General features: G+C 69.8%; 12 protein-coding genes and 2 tRNA genes. 7 read left to right on the forward strand and 7 right to left on the reverse strand.

Annotation, left to right across the window (positions count from 1 at the left end):
• Positions 1 to 24 precede the first annotated feature (24 nt).
• From AC07EJ_RS08275 to AC07EJ_RS08290, 4 genes are all read left to right on the forward strand, one after another.
• On the forward strand, positions 25 to 2,973 hold the full coding sequence (locus AC07EJ_RS08275; protein WP_393582482.1) for a UPF0182 family membrane protein: 2,949 nt from the start codon (positions 25 to 27) through the stop codon (positions 2,971 to 2,973).
• 85 nt (positions 2,974 to 3,058) lie between these two features.
• A tRNA-Met gene (locus AC07EJ_RS08280) sits at positions 3,059 to 3,132 on the forward strand.
• A gap of 209 nt (positions 3,133 to 3,341) precedes the next feature.
• Complete coding sequence (locus AC07EJ_RS08285) at positions 3,342 to 5,210, forward strand: tetratricopeptide repeat protein (protein WP_389478601.1); 1,869 nt, start codon at positions 3,342 to 3,344, stop codon at positions 5,208 to 5,210.
• 146 nt (positions 5,211 to 5,356) lie between these two features.
• Positions 5,357 to 5,430, forward strand: a tRNA-Met gene (locus AC07EJ_RS08290).
• Between the two features lie 91 nt (positions 5,431 to 5,521).
• Here the strand turns inward: AC07EJ_RS08290 and AC07EJ_RS08295 are convergent.
• The 4 genes from AC07EJ_RS08295 to AC07EJ_RS08310 form a co-directional block, all read right to left on the reverse strand.
• Positions 5,522 to 6,658: an ABC transporter substrate-binding protein gene (locus AC07EJ_RS08295; protein WP_389478602.1), complete on the reverse strand. Its 1,137-nt coding sequence runs from the start codon at positions 6,656 to 6,658 to the stop codon at positions 5,522 to 5,524.
• Positions 6,659 to 6,689: 31 nt separating this feature from the next.
• A complete protein-coding gene (locus tag AC07EJ_RS08300) occupies positions 6,690 to 7,553 on the reverse strand; it encodes an ABC transporter permease (RefSeq protein WP_326711269.1) in 864 nt (287 codons plus the stop codon).
• Positions 7,550 to 8,332, reverse strand: coding sequence for an ABC transporter ATP-binding protein (locus AC07EJ_RS08305; protein ID WP_329570501.1), 783 nt, complete (start codon positions 8,330 to 8,332; stop codon positions 7,550 to 7,552). The genes AC07EJ_RS08300 and AC07EJ_RS08305 overlap by 4 nt, the downstream gene beginning before the upstream one ends.
• A 217-nt stretch (positions 8,333 to 8,549) precedes the next feature.
• Entirely contained in the window at positions 8,550 to 8,966 is a 417-nt protein-coding gene (locus tag AC07EJ_RS08310; protein ID WP_362903855.1) for a Fur family transcriptional regulator, read from the reverse strand.
• 161 nt (positions 8,967 to 9,127) lie between these two features.
• Between AC07EJ_RS08310 and AC07EJ_RS08315 the strand changes: the two genes are divergently transcribed.
• Complete coding sequence (locus AC07EJ_RS08315; protein ID WP_478883969.1) at positions 9,128 to 10,609, forward strand: catalase; 1,482 nt, start codon at positions 9,128 to 9,130, stop codon at positions 10,607 to 10,609.
• 73 nt (positions 10,610 to 10,682) lie between these two features.
• Here the strand turns inward: AC07EJ_RS08315 and AC07EJ_RS08320 are convergent, their stop codons facing one another.
• Both AC07EJ_RS08320 and hisN read right to left on the reverse strand, forming a co-directional pair.
• The gene (locus AC07EJ_RS08320; RefSeq protein WP_389478609.1) at positions 10,683 to 11,084 is read right to left on the reverse strand and encodes a CBS domain-containing protein; all 402 of its coding nucleotides are present in this window, start codon (positions 11,082 to 11,084) and stop codon (positions 10,683 to 10,685) included.
• Positions 11,085 to 11,283: 199 nt separating this feature from the next.
• On the reverse strand, positions 11,284 to 12,078 hold the full coding sequence (gene hisN / locus AC07EJ_RS08325) for a histidinol-phosphatase (RefSeq protein ID WP_100595971.1): 795 nt from the start codon (positions 12,076 to 12,078) through the stop codon (positions 11,284 to 11,286).
• Between the two features lie 132 nt (positions 12,079 to 12,210).
• Here hisN and AC07EJ_RS08330 point away from each other — a divergent pair, with 132 nt between their 5' ends.
• Positions 12,211 to 12,813 carry a TetR/AcrR family transcriptional regulator gene (locus tag AC07EJ_RS08330; RefSeq protein WP_389478610.1) on the forward strand — a complete coding sequence of 201 codons (603 nt, stop codon included), beginning with the start codon at positions 12,211 to 12,213 and terminating at the stop codon, positions 12,811 to 12,813.
• A gap of 18 nt (positions 12,814 to 12,831) precedes the next feature.
• Here AC07EJ_RS08330 and AC07EJ_RS08335 read toward each other — a convergent pair whose 3' ends face one another.
• The gene (locus AC07EJ_RS08335; RefSeq protein WP_478883970.1) at positions 12,832 to 14,517 is read right to left on the reverse strand and encodes an ABC transporter family substrate-binding protein; all 1,686 of its coding nucleotides are present in this window, start codon (positions 14,515 to 14,517) and stop codon (positions 12,832 to 12,834) included.
• 261 nt (positions 14,518 to 14,778) lie between these two features.
• Between AC07EJ_RS08335 and AC07EJ_RS08340 the strand changes: the two genes are divergently transcribed.
• Complete coding sequence (locus tag AC07EJ_RS08340) at positions 14,779 to 15,762, forward strand: ABC transporter permease (RefSeq protein WP_478883971.1); 984 nt, start codon at positions 14,779 to 14,781, stop codon at positions 15,760 to 15,762.
• Positions 15,763 to 15,769: the final 7 nt, after the last annotated feature.

Consider the following 15,769-nt stretch of genomic DNA (forward strand, 5'->3'; position numbering starts at 1 on the left):
GAGGTGCGCACCTTGGCTTTCCAGATGCCGGACCGCGGCGGAGGCCCGACGGGGCCACGGATCAGAGTGGGCCGACCGTCCCGGCGAGTCCGTTCCCTGCTCATGACGCTGGGCGTCCTTGCCGTACTGGGCATGGCGTTCGTCATGTTCGCGGGGTTCTGGACCGACTGGCTCTGGTACCGATCGGTCAACTACTCGTCCGTTTTCACGACCACCCTGTGGACGAAGATCGGGCTGTTCTTCGTCTTCGGCCTGCTGATGGCGATCGCCGTCGGACTGAACGTCTGGCTCGCGCACCGGCTGCGGCCCCCGCTGAGCGCCATGTCGATGGAGCAGCAGAGCCTCGACCGGTACCGCATGAGCATCGCGCCGTACAAGAAGTGGCTGCTGCTCGGCATCACGGCCCTGGTCGGTCTCATCGCGGGCGCCTCCGCCGCCACCCAGTGGCGTACGTGGCTGATGTGGGTGAACGGCGTGCCGTTCCACCAGAAGGACCCCCAGTTCCACCTCGACGTGGCCTTCTACGCGTTCGACCTGCCGTGGTTCCGGTTCCTGCTCGGCTTCGGCTTCGCGGCGACCATCCTCTCCCTGATCGCGTCCGCGCTGACCCACTACCTGTACGGCGGACTGCGGATCACGAGCCCGGGGGCGCGCGCCACCGCTGCGGCCACGGGCCATCTCTCCGTGCTGCTCGGCGTGTTCGTGGCCCTGAAGGCGGTCGCGTACTGGCTCGACCGATACGGGCTCGCGGTGAAGTCCAGCGACTTCAAGGCGACGGACAACTGGACGGGCCTGCGGTACGTCGACGCGAACGCGTATCTGCCCGCCAAGACCATCCTGTTCTGCATCGCCGCGATCTGCGCCGTGCTGTTCTTCGCGACGCTGTGGCGACGCACCTGGCAGCTGCCCGTCATCGGCTTCGGCCTGATGGTGCTCTCCGCGATCCTGATCGGCGGCCTGTACCCGGCCATCGTCCAGAAGTTCCAGGTCCAGCCGAACGAGCAGTCCAAGGAAGCCCCGTACATCGAGAAGAACATCGAGGCGACCCGCAAGGCGTACGGCATCGCGGGGGTCTCCCCGGTGGACTACACCGGCAAGGGCACGGTCAAGGACGCCAAGCAGCAGCGCACGGACGCCGACTCGGCGGCCAGCTACCGGGTCAACGATCCGAACGTGGTCTCGCCGACGTTCCAGCAGCTGGAGCAGGAGCGGAAGTACTACCAGTTCCCGAAGACCCTCGATGTGGACCGCTACAAGGGCCAGGACACGGTCATCGGCCTGCGTGAGCTCAACCTCGCGGGCGTCGAGAAGCGGAACTGGATCAACGACCACTTCACCTACACGCACGGCTTCGGAGCGGTCGCGGCCAAGGGCACGCAGACCGACCCGGACTCCCCGGGCGCACCCCTGTTCACCGAGTCGGGCCTGCCGGCCGGCGGGACCCTGGGCGCGTACCAGCAGCGGATCTACTACGGCGAGAAGACCCGCCAGTATTCGATCGTCGGCGGGCCCCAGAAGGAGCTCGACTACGAGCAGGACGACGGCACGCAGAAGACCACGAGTTACGACGGCAAGGGCGGCGTCAGCCTCTCCAACCCGATCAACCGTGCCGCGTACGCGGTCTCCTTCAGCGAGCCGCAGATCCTGTACTCGGGAGCCATCGGCGACGGCTCGAAGATCCTTTACAACCGCACGCCCAAGGAGCGCGTCGAGGCGGTCGCCCCCTGGCTGACCATCGACGGCGACGCGTACCCGGCGATCGTCAAGGGCAAGATCCAGTGGGTCGTCGACGCCTACACGACGTCGAACGGGTATCCGTACGCGTCCCGTACGACGCTCGGTGACACGACGGCCGACTCCCTCAACGAGGGCGACAACCAGCGTGCGGTGGTGGCCCAGCAGAACCAGGTCAACTACATCCGCAACTCGGTGAAGGCCACCGTCGACGCCTACGACGGCACGGTGAAGCTGTACACGTGGGACGACAAGGACCCGGTCCTCAAGACCTGGAAGAAGGCGTTCCCCGGCACGGTCGAGCCCAAGAGCGCGATCCCGACGGAACTCAAGGACCATCTGCGGTACCCGCAGGACATGTTCAAGGTGCAGCGCGAGCTGCTGTCCCTGTACCACGTCACGGACTCCGACCAGTTCTACAACGCGTCCGACGCCTGGCAGGTCCCGAACGACCCGACGAAGAGGGACAACAGCGCGGTCCCGCCGTACTACCTGTCCATGAAGATGCCGGGCCAGAGTGACCAGCAGTTCTCGCTGACGACGACGTTCACACCGAGCGGGCGCCCCAACCTGCGCGCGTTCATGGCGGTCGACGCGGACGCCACCAGCAAGAACTACGGCACGATAAGACTGCTGCGGGTCACCGAGGACAAGGTGTACGGCCCGGAACAGGTGCAGAACAAGCTCAACTCCCTGTCGTCCGTGGCGAACTTCGTCCGTGACATGAAGGGCGCCGACTCGACGGTCCTGTACGGCAATCTGCTGACGGTGCCGCTCGACAAGGGCTTCCTCTACGTCGAGCCGATCTACGCACAGGGGCGCAACGCGGAGTACCCGCTGCTGCGCAAGGTCGCGGTCTCCTACGGCGACAGAACCGGATTCGCCGACAACCTCGGGGACGCGCTCAACCAGGCGTTCGGGGTGGACGGCGCGCAGCCGGCCGAGCCGGAGAAGCCCGGTGGCGACACGACGAAGCCACCGGAGAACTCGACCGTCAAGGAAGCCCTCGCGGACGCGGAGAAGGCCTTCGAGGAGGGCCAGGCCGCCATGAAGAAGGGCGACCTGCACGCCTACGCCGACGCGCAGGACAAGCTGGAGGACGCCCTCAAGCGCGCCGACAAGGCACAGTCCGCGGCCGACAAGGCGGCGGGCGACGGCAAGAACGCCGACAAGAGCGCCGACAAGTCGAGCGACGAGAGCGCTGATCAGAGCGCCGGCAACGACAAGAACGCGGAGTAGAGCACGGACACCAGCAAGGACAGCGGGGGCTCGAGCAGCTGAGCGAAGACCCCCCTCGCGCCGTGGTACGGTTTGAACACAACGGCGCGGGGTGGAGCAGCTCGGTAGCTCGCTGGGCTCATAACCCAGAGGTCGCAGGTTCAAATCCTGTCCCCGCTACTGAAGACGAAGGCCCGGATCCTGATCTTTCAGGATCCGGGCCTTCGTCGTGTGCGCGGAAGCGCCTGTATGTGCGAAGCGTGCTTCTCTCGGGGGTAGTTGAAGTTTTTGTGTTTCACTTATCTCTCTGTGGGTATGTCGACAAAACGCTGAAGTGACCTCACTGGCTGCGGTATACCAGGTGTACCCAGGTTGCAGGTGGTGCGACGATGGACGTTATGGGGGACAAGGCAACTCTGTTGGAGACAGGGCGGTTTGTGCAGCCGGCCGACCGGGAGGAACCCGGGGCGGCCGCAGAGGAAGCACGTCATCGGCCGGCCGCCGAGTCCGGCGACGTCGAGGCGATGAGCGTCCTCGGAGCCATGCTGCTGCGCCGCGGTGACCTCGACGGAGCCGAGCCCCAGCTGCGCGCTGCCACCGCCGCGGGCGACCGCGCCGCCGCCAACAACCTCGGCGTCCTGCTGCTCCAGCGCGGTTACGCGGACGAGGCCGCCGGCTGGTGGCGCATCGCCGCCGTCGCCGGATCCGCCCCCGCCGCGCACGCCCTCGGCCGCCACCACCGCGAGCGCGGCGACGAGCCCGCCGCCGAATACTGGCTGCGTCAGTCCGCCGAACAGGGCCACGCCCTCGGTGCGTACGCGCTCGCCGACCTCCTCGAACACCGCAGCGACGTCGGCGCCGAGCGCTGGATGCGTGCCGCCGCCGAGCACGGCCACCGCGAGGCCGCCTACCGGCTCGCCCGCACCCTCGACCGGCGCGCCGCACAGGAGCGCCCCGAGGGGGCGCTGCGTGGTGCGCCCGCGCCCGCCGACGACGACAGCGGCGCCCCCGGCGACGCGACCGCGACCGGCGCCCGCAGGAAGCTGCCCGCGGCCGCGGAGGCCGAGCAGTGGTACCGGCAGGCGGCCGCGCGTGGTCACCGCCGGGCCGCCCTGCACCTCGGCGCGATCCTGGAGAAGCGCGGCGAGCTCAAGGAGGCAGGCCGCTGGTACCTGAACTCCGCGAAGGACGGCGAGCCCCGGGCCGCCTGCGCGCTCGGCTTCCTGCTGCGCGACGCCGGTGACGAGGAGAGCGCCGGAATCTGGTGGCTGCGCGCCGCCCAGGAGGGCGATGGCAACGCTGCCAACGCGCTCGGCGCCCTGCACGCCCAGCGCGGCGAGAACCAGACCGCCGAGCGCTGGTACCGCGCGGCCATGGACGCGGGCGACATCAACGGCGCGTACAACCTCGGCCTGCTCTGCGCCGAGCAGGGCCGCACCGCGCAGGCCGACCAGTGGTACCGGCGTGCGGCGTACGCGGGTCACCGCGAGGCGGCGAACGCGCTGGCGGTGCTGCTCCTGCAGGGCGGCGACGCGGCGGGTTCCGAACCGTGGTTCTCCAAGGCCGCCGAGGCGGGCAGCGTGGACGCCGCCTTCAACCTCGGCATCCTGTACGCGAGCAGGGGCGACGAGGGCGCCGCCCTCCAGTGGTACGAGCGGGCCGCGGCGGGCGGGCACACCGAGGCCGCGCTCCAGGCCGGGATCGCCCGGCTGCGGGACGGCGACGAGCGGGATGCCGAGCGGCATCTGCGGTGCGCCGCCGGCGGGGGCAGCGCGGAGGGCGCGTACCGCCTGGCCACGGTCCTCGACGCACGGCAGCCCCCGGCCGGACCCCCCGCGCTCGGCGAGTGCGTCAGCGAGCGCGCCGAGTGCGAGGAGTGGTACGAGCGGGCCGCCGAGCAGGGGCACCGGCGCGCGCAGGTGCGGGTCGGGATGCTGGCCGCGGCGCGGGGCGACATCGTCTGCGCGGCGCGCTGGTACCGCGAGGCCGCGGAAGCGGGATCGCGCAACGGCGCGTTCAACCTCGGGCTGCTGCTCGCCCGCGAGGGGAGCGAGCCGGAGGCCGCGCTGTGGTGGACGCGCGCCGCCGACGCCGGGCACGGGCGCGCGGCGCTGCGGCTCGCGCTGCTGTGCGCGCGCCGCGGCGACCTCGTCGAGGGACAGCGGTGGGCGCACCGGGCCGTGGAACTCGGTCCGGCGGAGGTGTCCGAGCGGGCCGGGCGGCTGCGGGACGCGCTGCGGTCGGAGCTGTCCGCGTAACGGAGGCATATGGGGGTGTGGCGGGTGGCGGGGCCTGGACCGGCCCCTGCCACGCCCCCCATCAGACCCTCATTTCGCCCCGCAGGGCAGGCGCCGGAAGGGATTTGCGCTGGTCGGGGGCGTTCGCGTACAGTCGTGTTTACCGACGCGGGGTGGAGCAGCTCGGTAGCTCGCTGGGCTCATAACCCAGAGGTCGCAGGTTCAAATCCTGTCCCCGCTACTGAAGGCCTGAGGCCCGGAACCAATGGTTCCGGGCCTCAGCTCTGTTTCGTGGCCAGGTACCGCCAGGTACCGGCCAGTTGAGCCCGGCGTCACGGCTTGTGGCCCACCGCCTCCCCGTACAGCGCCCGGTCCACGACCTTGTCCTCCGGCAGCGAGGCCCCCTTGGAGACGCCCGCCGCGCGGTACGCCGCCTGGAGCCGGTCCGTCGTGCCCGCCCTGATCTCCCAGTCCATCCGCAGCGACGGCGTCGACTCCAGTACGGCCTTGTCGGTCTTCAGGAGCCCTGCGAGATCGGTGACGAACGCCGGGTCCTTCTTGTAGTCGCCCGCGAAGTACGTGTTCACCGTGCGGATGTACGCGCGCAGGAACGCGACCCCGGCGTCCGGGTCCTCCTTGAGGAGGTTCGGGCCGAACAGGAGGCCGCCGAGGGGTTCGCCGAGCGGCTGGCCGCCCAGGAACGCGAACCGTTTGTCGCCGTCGACCTTGCGCCACACCGGGTCGAGCAGCCAGGCCGAGTCGACCCCGCCGTTCTGGAGCGCGGTCAGCACGTCGGCCGAGCCGAGCTGCTGGAACTGAATCTTGTCGAGCCCGCCGCCGTGCTTCTTGAGCGCCTTGTCCATGGGGTACGAGATGACCGAGCCCTTGCCGATCATCGTGCCGAGCCTGCGTCCCGCCATCGGGACGTGGTCCGGGCTCTGCCCCTTCTTCAGGCGCACCCACATACCGCTCTTGGACTTCGGGTCGGGGGAGAAGTTCCCGGCGACCCACTTGATGTCGAAGCCGCCGCTGATGCCGTTCATCACCGCGGCCTCGGGCGCGGCCCACTGCGCGTCGATGTCGCCCTTGGCCAGGAGCGGGAGCGCGTCCGGGGTCGGCAGGACCTTCAGGGTGACGTCGAGGCCATCCTTCTTGAACTCGCCCTTCTGTACGGCCAGTTCGAGCGGGGCCACGTACTCGGCGCTCAGGGTGCCGGTCGCGATGGTGAGCTTGCGGGTCTTCGTGAGCTTCACCGGGGCCGGGGTGCCCTTGTCGCAGCGGGCCGGTGCGCGGTCGGTGGCCAGGTCCGACGGATCGGTCCAGCCGGTCTTCCCGCAGCCCGCCACCGCCTTGACCGTGCGGGGCTTCGCCGCGGTGTCCGAAGAGGAGGTGCTGTTGCCGCCGCAGCCGGCCGAGGCGAACAGGGCGCCGGTCGCGAGCAGGGTCGTACACACGAGTCTGGTGCGCATGGGTTCTCCGTACGGGAAGGGGCGGTGGAGGTCAGGACTGGCCGCGGCCGCGGTCGCGCGGCGCCCACGGGGTGAGCAGCCGGCCCGCGATGCGCACCAGTTCGGAGAAGACGACGCCGAGCACGGCGACGCAGACGATGCCGACGAACATCACGTCGTTCTGGAACAGGGCGCGGGCGTCGAAGATCAGGTGGCCGAGGCCGTTCGTGGCCGCGATCTGCTCGGAGGCGACGATCACGAGGACCGCGACGCCCGCGGCGATGCGGGCGCCGACCAGGACCGCGGGCAGCGACGCCGGAAGCAGGACGTGCCGGAACATCTGCCACGGAGAGGCGCCGAAGACCTGCCCGGCGTCCCGGTGGCCGGAGGGGACGGCGAGCACCGCCGCCATCGTGGAGATCCAGACGAAGAAGAAGACGGTCGTGGCGACCAGCGCGATCTGCGGGCCCTCGCCGAGGCCGAACATGTTCAGGAAGACGGGCAGCAGGGCCAGCTTCGGGACGACGTAGAGGGCGTCCAGCATCGGTTCGAGGGCGGCGCGGACCACGGAGAGCGAGCCCATCAGGAGGCCGAGGGCGTATCCGGTGACGGTGCCGATCGCGTATCCGGCGAGTACGCGCTTGAGGGTGGCCCACACGTCCGGCCACAGGTCACCGTCCGCGGCGCGGTGCCAGCCGTCGACGAGGATCGTGGACGGCGCCGGGTAGACGCGGTCGTCGATCCACGCCTGGGTGGCGGCGAGCTGCCACAGCAGGACGAGGGCGAGGGGGACGGCGACGGCGAGCGAGAGTTCGAGGGCGCGGCGCCTGCGGTGGGTGCGGGCGGGGTGCAGCTCCTGCGGGCCCGGCCGTCTGACCAGGAGCGTCGTGTCTTCCTTCGGGGCGGTCGTCGTCATGCCGGGACCACCTCGTCGCGCCGTACCTCGCCCCGCAGCAGATCCCACAACTCGCCCTTCAGTGCGGTGAATTCGGGCGTCGAGCGGATGTCGCCGGTGCGTGGCCGGGCGAACGGAGGGCGGCGCTCGGCGATGATGCGGCCCGGCCGCGCCGACATCACGAGGACGCGGTCGCCGAGCACGATCGCCTCTTCCAGGCTGTGGGTGATGAAGAGGGTGGTGGTGCGGGTGGTCTGGGTGAGGTCGAGGAGCTCGTCCTGGAGGATCGTGCGCAGCTGGGCGTCGAGGGCCGCGAACGGCTCGTCCATGAGGAGGATCTCGGGCTCGACGGCGAGCGCGCGGGCGATGGCGACGCGCTGGCGCATGCCGCCGGACAGCGCGGCCGGATAGGCGTCGGCGAAGTCGGCGAGGCCCATGCGGGTGAGCCAGTCGGTGGCGCGGGCGTCGGCCTCGCGGCGGGGGACCTTCTGGATGTCGAGGCCGAAGCGGACGTTGGCCAGGACCGTCTTCCAGTCGTAGATCCCGTAGTCCTGGAAGATCATCGCGGCCGGGCGGTCGCTGTCGGTGCGGATGGCCAGCTCTCCGGCGGTGGGGCGCAGCAGGCCGGCGGCGATGCGCAGGAGGGTGGACTTCCCGCAGCCGGACGGGCCGACCACGCAGGTGAACTCGCCGGGGGCGATGGTGAGGTCGAGGGGGCCGAGGGCCGCCACCGTGCGGTGGCCTCGGCCGAAGGACCGGGTGAGTGTGCGGGCCTGGAGTTTGGGGTGCGGCTCTCCCACGGTTTTCCTCCCGGGGTGCGGTGGAGGTGGGCGCCGCCGACGATATGACGGGTCGTCAGATTGGGGAAGGGGGTGGGTTGTTGAGATGCGGACCAAAGGGGCGCGCCAGGGGCTCGGTGAAGAGGGGTGCGCGAAGGGGGGGTACGCGAGGAGGGGCGCGCGAAGAGGGCCCGCACCGTCCGGTGCGGGCCCTCTTCGGAAAGGGTGGTGTGCTGCGCTACGCCGACGCGCAGTTCGGGCAGACGCCCCGGTAGGTCACCTCGACGTCCGAGACCGTGAAGCCGAAGCGCTCGGAGTCGGGGAGGTCGGTGAGCGGGTTGCCGCTCGGGTGGACGTCCCGGATCGCGCCGCACCGGGCGCAGACCAGGTGCTGGTGCGGACGGTGCGCGTTCGGGTCGTAGCGCTTGGCGCGCTTGTCCGTGGCGACCTCGATGACCTCGCCGAGGGAGACCATCTCGCCGAGCGTGTTGTAGACCGTCGCCCTGGAGATCTCGGGGAGCTTGGCGACTGCGGCCGCGTGCACCTCGTCGGCCGTCAGGTGGACATGGTCGCCGTCGAGGACCTCAGCCACGACGCGCCGCTGTGCGGTCATACGCCAGCCGCGTCCGCGCAGTCGTTCCAACAGGTCACTCATGAGGGTCAGCCTAACAGGCGGGGGGACCAGGTCCCGAACGGGTGTGACTTTGGAACCTTGCTTGACTTAGACAATGTCCATTGTAGGATCGAACCTGGCTTTGGCCAAGGACAGGACTTGCAGCAGATGAGGGCGCGGCAACAGCCGCTCCAGTGGAGCCGGTGCTTGCACCGGGGCAGGAGGCGCACGTGACGTCGCAGGGACCGCTCACCACGGAGGCCGGAGCGCCGGTCGCGGACAACCAGAACAGCGAGACCGCGGGCGTCGGCGGGCCCGTACTGGTTCAGGACCAGGCGCTGCTGGAGAAGCTCGCGCACTTCAACCGCGAGCGCATCCCGGAGCGCATCGTGCACGCCCGCGGCGCCGGTGCGTACGGCACGTTCACGCTGACCCGGGACGTCTCGCAGTGGACGCGCGCGAAGTTCCTCTCCGAGGTCGGCAAGCAGACCGAGACGTTCCTGCGGTTCTCCACCGTCGCGGGCAGCCTCGGCTCCGCGGACGCCGTGCGTGACCCCCGCGGCTTCGCGCTGAAGTTCTACACCGAGGAGGGGAACTACGACCTCGTCGGCAACAACACCCCGGTGTTCTTCATCAAGGACGCCATCAAGTTCCCCGACTTCATCCACACGCAGAAGCGCGACCCGTACACGGGCTCGCAGGAGGCCGACAACGTGTGGGACTTCTGGGGCCTGAGCCCCGAGTCGACGCACCAGGTCACCTGGCTCTTCGGCGACCGCGGCATCCCGGCGACGCTGCGCCACATGAACGGGTACGGCTCGCACACGTACCAGTGGAACAACGAGACCGGCGAGGTCTTCTGGGTCAAGTACCACTTCAAGACCGACCAGGGGATCGAGAACCTGACGGCGGCCGACGCGGCGAAGCTCGCGGGCGAGGACCCCGACTCCCACCAGCGCGACCTGCGCGAGGCCATCGAGCGCGGCGAGTTCCCGTCCTGGACCGTGCAGGTGCAGATCATGCCGGCGGCGGATGCGGCGACGTACCGCTTCAACCCGTTCGACCTCACCAAGGTGTGGCCGCACGAGGACTATCCGGCGATCGAGATCGGCAAGCTGGAGCTCAACCGCAACCCGCAGAACGTCTTCGCCGAGGTCGAGCAGAGCATCTTCTCGCCGGCGCACTTCGTGCCGGGCATCGGCCCGTCGCCCGACAAGATGCTCCAGGGCCGCCTCTTCGCGTACGGGGACGCGCACCGCTACCGCGTCGGCATCAACGCCGACCACCTGCCGGTGAACCGCCCGCACGCCACCGAGGCGCGCACCAACTCCCGTGACGGCTTCCTGTACGACGGCCGCCACCAGGGCGCGAAGAACTACGAGCCGAACTCCTTCGGCGGCCCGTTCCAGACGGACCGGCCGCTGTGGGTGTCGACATCCGTCACCGGCGGCACCGGCAACCACGAGGCCCCCTCGCACGCGGAGGACAACGACTTCGTGCAGGCAGGCAACCTCTACCGGCTGATGTCCGAGGACGAGAAGGCGCGCCTGATCGAGAACCTCGCGGGCAACATCGCGGGCGTCTCGCGCGACGACATCGCCGAGCGTGCGATCAGTAACTTCCGCCAGGCGGACGGTGACTTCGGCAAGCGCCTCGAGGCTGCGGTCCAGGCCCTTCGCGGCTGACCGGGACGCTTGACGCAGGCAGAGGGCCGGCTCCTTTCGGGGGCCGGCCCTCTTGTGTGGCGAAGGTGAGGTCCTAGCTCACCAGCGTCGTCGACCGGCGGCGGGCCGGGGCCCAGCAGCGGATGATGTCGCGGACCGACACGATGCCGACCGGCTCCTGGTCGTCGAGCACGATGAGATGCCGGAAGCCGCCGTGCGACATGGCCTCGGCGGCCTCCTGGAGCGTCCACGCCGGGGAGGCGAAGACGACGTCGGTCGTGGTGTGGGTGCCGGCGATCTCGTGGTCCGGGTTCTGGCCGAGGCCGAGCGAGTTGAGGATGTCGCGCTCGGTCAGAATGCCGATTCCGCAGGTGTCGGGGTCGAGGACGACCGCCGCGCCGACGCGGCGCTCGGACATCAGACGGGCCGACCTGCGCAGCGTGTGGGCGGGGCCGATGGTGAGGACCATCGTGCTCATGGCGTCGCGGACGAGCATGGGCGTGAGCCACCTCCTTGGTGAATCCGCGACCTCCGGGATGCCGAAGGATTGCCTCCGGTCCCGACCTGGAGAACGGATTCACAAGTTCACAAGTGGGGGGACTCTCAGAGTCGCAGCCGTTCGGGCCGTCAACAAGGGGGCGCGGAAGGTCCGTTGCGCCGCTACGGAGCTTCCGCGCGCCGTAGCGGCGCGACGCTCACGTCTGCAGGTAGCTCAGCAGCTCGCCGTGGAGCAGGCCGTTCGACGCCGCCGCGTTGCCGCTGTGCGGGCCGTGGCGCCCGTCGAGGCCGGTGAAGACGCCGCCCGCCTCCGTCACGATGATCGCGTTCGCCGCCATGTCCCACAGGGAGAGCTCGGGTTCCGCCGCCATGTCGACCGCGCCCTCGGCGACCATCATGTACGGCCAGAAGTCGCCGTAACCGCGCGTGCGCCACACCGCGCGCGTGAGGTCGAGGAAGCCGTCGAGCCGGCCCTGCTCCTCCCAGCCGCTCAGCGAGGAGTACGCGAAGGAGGCGTCCGCGAGGCGCCCGACCTTGGAGACGTGCAGGCGCGAGGCCGACGTCAGGCTGCGGCCCGTGTAGGCGCCCGCGCCCTTCGCCGCCCACCAGCGGCGGCCGAGAGCCGGCGCGGAGACGACGCCTACGACCGGCTGGTAGCCGCCCTCGCCCGCCTCCATCAGCGAGATGAGCGTCGCCCAGACCGGCACGCCGCGCACGTAGTTCTTGGTGCCGTCGATCGGGTCGATGACCCAGCGGCGCGGGCCCGTGCCCTCGATGCCGTACTCCTCGCCGAGGATCGCGTCCCGCGGCCGTGCCCGCTTGAGCTGGCCGCGGATGAGCTCCTCCGCGGCCTTGTCGGCCTCGCTCACCGGCGTCATGTCCGGCTTGGTCTCGACCTTCAGGTCGAGGGCCTTGAACCGGTCCATGGTCGCGGCGTCGGCGGCGTCCGCGAGGACGTGGGCGAGACGCAGATCATCGTGATAGTCGGGCATGGGTGAACAGTATCGATCGAGGTCGGTCCCGGGCCACAGGGCGCCGGGCCCGGCGGCCCGCGAGGGCTATTGACAGGGCCCACGGGCACGTCAACCCTGGCGGTTGAGCCGCTACGGCGTGGGGAGGCGACGATGCCCACAGCGCGGCAGTCCTTGCTGGACGCGGCCGGTACGGCACTGGCCGGGCGCCCCTGGCCCCTGGTGCGCATGGCCGACGTGGCGGCCGTCGCCGGGGTGTCCCGGCAGACCCTCTACAACGAGTTCGGCAGCAAGGAAGGCCTCGCGCGCGCCCTGGTCCGGCGCGAGGCCGACGCCTATCTGGCCGGCGCCGACCGGGCCCTGAAGGAGGCCGGGGTCGAGGCCGTCGCCGAGTGGACCGTCACCGCTGCCGGCTCCAGCGCGCTCGTACGGGCCGTGCTGACCGGCTGCTGGGGCGAGCGGCTGCCGGCCCCGGCGCCCGGTGGCGTGACCTCCTCGTCGACCGTGCCCGCACAGCGCCGGGCCGACGGTCCGCTCCCTGGCCCCGGCGACCTGGTGAAGCTGGTCCGTGAGCGGGCCGCGGCCGCGCTCCGTTCGGCGGGACGGCCCCGGGCGGAGGCGGACCAGCTGGCCCGCGACTGCGAACTCGCCGTCCGGCTCGCCCTGTCCTGTCTGCTCGCCCCGCCGGGCGACGGCGGGGCGGGGCGCCTCGTGAGGGAGGCGCTGCCGCACCGGCGCCGGGACGTCACCGCGTGAAGTGACGTACCGGACGGCCTACTTGAGCCAGCCGATCTTCGTGTAGTCGCTGCTGGCGAGGCCTTCGGCGCCGTAGTTCGCGAGGCCGGAGCGGACCGCGACGATCTGCGGCCGCTGGTACAGCTCGATGGAGTGGCCGATCTTCCAGAGCTCCTTGTCGGCCTCGTTGTAGAGCTTGTCCGCCTCGGTCCTGTCCGTGGTCTGCTGGGCCTTCTTCAGCAGCGCGTCGATCTTCGGGGAGCCGATGGAGCCGTAGTTCTGGAAGAGGTTCTTGCCCTGCGGCTGCACGAAGGTGGGGATGACGATGTTCTTGAAGACGGCGTCGACGTTGCGGAAGCTCGTCAGGTCGAAGTTGCCGGTGTTCACGAACTTCGTGAAGTAGTCGTTGGCCGGGACCTTCTTCAGCGTGACCTTGATGCCGACGGCCGCCAGCTGCTGCTGCACCAGCTCCGCCTGGTCGACCTGGGCCGACGAGCTGCCCGCGCTGAGCGTGTAATCGAGCGTGAGTTCCTTGCCGTCCTTGGTGCGGGTCTTCCCCTCACCGGCCGACTTCCAGCCGGCCGCGTCGAGCAACTTGTCCGCCCTCTCGGGGTCGTACTTGCCGTACTCGCCCGAGTTGTTCTGGTAGCCCTCCTGGTTGGGCATGAACAAGTGGTTGTCGAGCGGCTTCAGTTCGAAGGAGAGGTCCTTGCTGAAGGCGGCGTTGATGCCCTTGCGGTCGATCGCGTTGCCGAGCGCCTGGCGCACGCGGACGTCCTTCAGCGGGCCGTGCGCGCCGTTGAGCGCGATGTGCACCTCGTCCCAGCGCGCGCCGCGCCGGATGTCCGTGCCGGCGGACTTCACGAGGCGCTTGTAGTCCTCGGGCAGCAGCGCGGTGGCGGAGTCGATCTCCTTGTTGAGATACGCCTCGGTGGTCGCGGTGAAGTCGACGATCCGATAGACGACGGAGTCCAGCTTGGGCTTGGGACCCCACCAGGCCGGGTCCGGCACGATGGTGATCGTCTGGGCCGTCCTGTCGATGTTCTTGATCTTGAAGGCGTTCGAGGTGACCGGGAGCTTCTGCGTCCAGCCCTTGTTGAACTTCTCCGGGGTGTCGATGTACGCAGCCGGGTACACCGGGTCGAAGAGGTTCTGCCACTCGGCGTACGGCTTGTCGAAGGTGATCCGGACGCCGTGCGCGTCCTTGCCCTGTTCGACCTTGGATATCTGCTCGTAGCCGTCGGTGACGGCGGCCTCGTAGTCCTTGTCCGTGTTGTTGAGGGCCTTCCACTGAGCGGCGAAGTCCTTCCAGCTCAGCGGCTTTCCGTCGGACCACTTGGCCTTCGGGTTCAGTTCGTACTCCACGACCTGCGGGTCCGTGGAGACGACCTTCGCCGAGACCAGGAAGTTCGGGTTGAGGTGCTGGGCGCCCTTGGCGTCGTTGTCGAACAGGTCGGGCAGCAGGGCCGCGTCCACCTCCGTGGCGTCACCTTGGTAGCCGTCGGGGGTGTTCCAGTTGAAGTTAGCGGGCCACGTCGACAGGCCCATCTTCAGCGTCCCGCCCTGCCGGAGATCGCTCACCGGATGCGCGTTGACGTCCTGACCGTCCACGGCCGGCGCGGCCTTCTTCCGTACCGGCTTGTCGTCGTCGGACGACCCGCAGCCCGCCAGCACCAGGGTGGCCGACAGGGCTGCGGCGACGGCGGTGAGGGTGGATCTGCGCATGGGTCTTCCTCCGGTCCGGGCTGCGGCGGCGGAGCGGCCGCATGTCAGCCGAGACCGTAGACCCACGGGAGTTGACGGCGGAAGGGTACGGCGGTCTTGACATGCGCTCTTCACAAAACAGCAACAAGCCGCGATCATGCTGGAGTTGGAAGTCGATGACCTGCGCCGATGACGGCCGATGAGGGGTGCCGGACACGGTCCCCGGTCGTCAAAAGGTGTGTTTCAACGAGAGTTCGGCGCAATCCGCGAAGGGCAGGAACGGTGTCGGCATATCTGGCCAAGCGGCTCGGCTACTACGTGGTCCTGCTGCTCGTCGCCGTCTGCCTCTCCTACCTGATCGCCTCGCTCGCGCTCGACCCGCGCGCGTACTACGAGGGCCGCCAGCCGCCCCTGTCGCCCTCGGCGGTCGACCACCACCTCACCGCGATGGGCGTCAACGACCACAAACCGCTCGCCGAACGGTTCCTGACCTGGGCCGGGCACGCCGTGCGCGGCGATCTCGGGCAGACCATCGACGGGTCGTCCGTCGCCGCCGAGTTCGGCCGGCGGATCGGGGTGAGCCTGCGCCTGCTGCTGCTCGGCACCATCACCGGCACGGTGGTCGGGGTGATCGCCGGGGCGTGGACGGCGGTGCGCCAGTACCGGCTGTCCGACCGGGCGCTGACCCTCGCGTCGTTCGCACTGCTCTCGACCCCGGTCTTCCTGCTGGCCGTACTGCTCAAGATCGGTGCCATCTGGTTCAACCAGCGGACCGGGACCGACCTCATCCAGTTCACCGGCGAGAAGAGCCCAGGTGTCGACTCCGGCTTCTGGGCCGTCCTGAAGGACCGCTCGGTGCACCTGCTGCTGCCGACGATCTCCATCGCCCTCGGCGCCGTCGCCGGGTACAGCCGCTACCAGCGCTCCGCCATGCTCGACGTGCTCGGCGCCGACTATCTGCGCACGGCCCAGGCGAAGGGGCTGACCCGGCGCACGGTGCTGCTGCGGCACGGACTGCGCACGGCCCTCATCCCCATGTCCACGTTCTTCAGCTACGGCTTCCTCGCCCTGTTCACGGGCGCCACCTTCACCGAGACGATCTTCGGCTGGCACGGCATGGGCGAGTGGTTCGTCTCCTCCATCGGCAAGAACGACGTCAACTCCGTCGTCGCCGTCAATGTGTTCGCCGCCGTGGTCGTGCTGCTGTCCGGTTTCCTCGCCGACGCCCTGCACGCCGCACTCGACCCGCGCGTCCGGCGCGCCTGACGCCCGA

The organism is Streptomyces sp. NPDC045026, assembly GCF_056432625.1.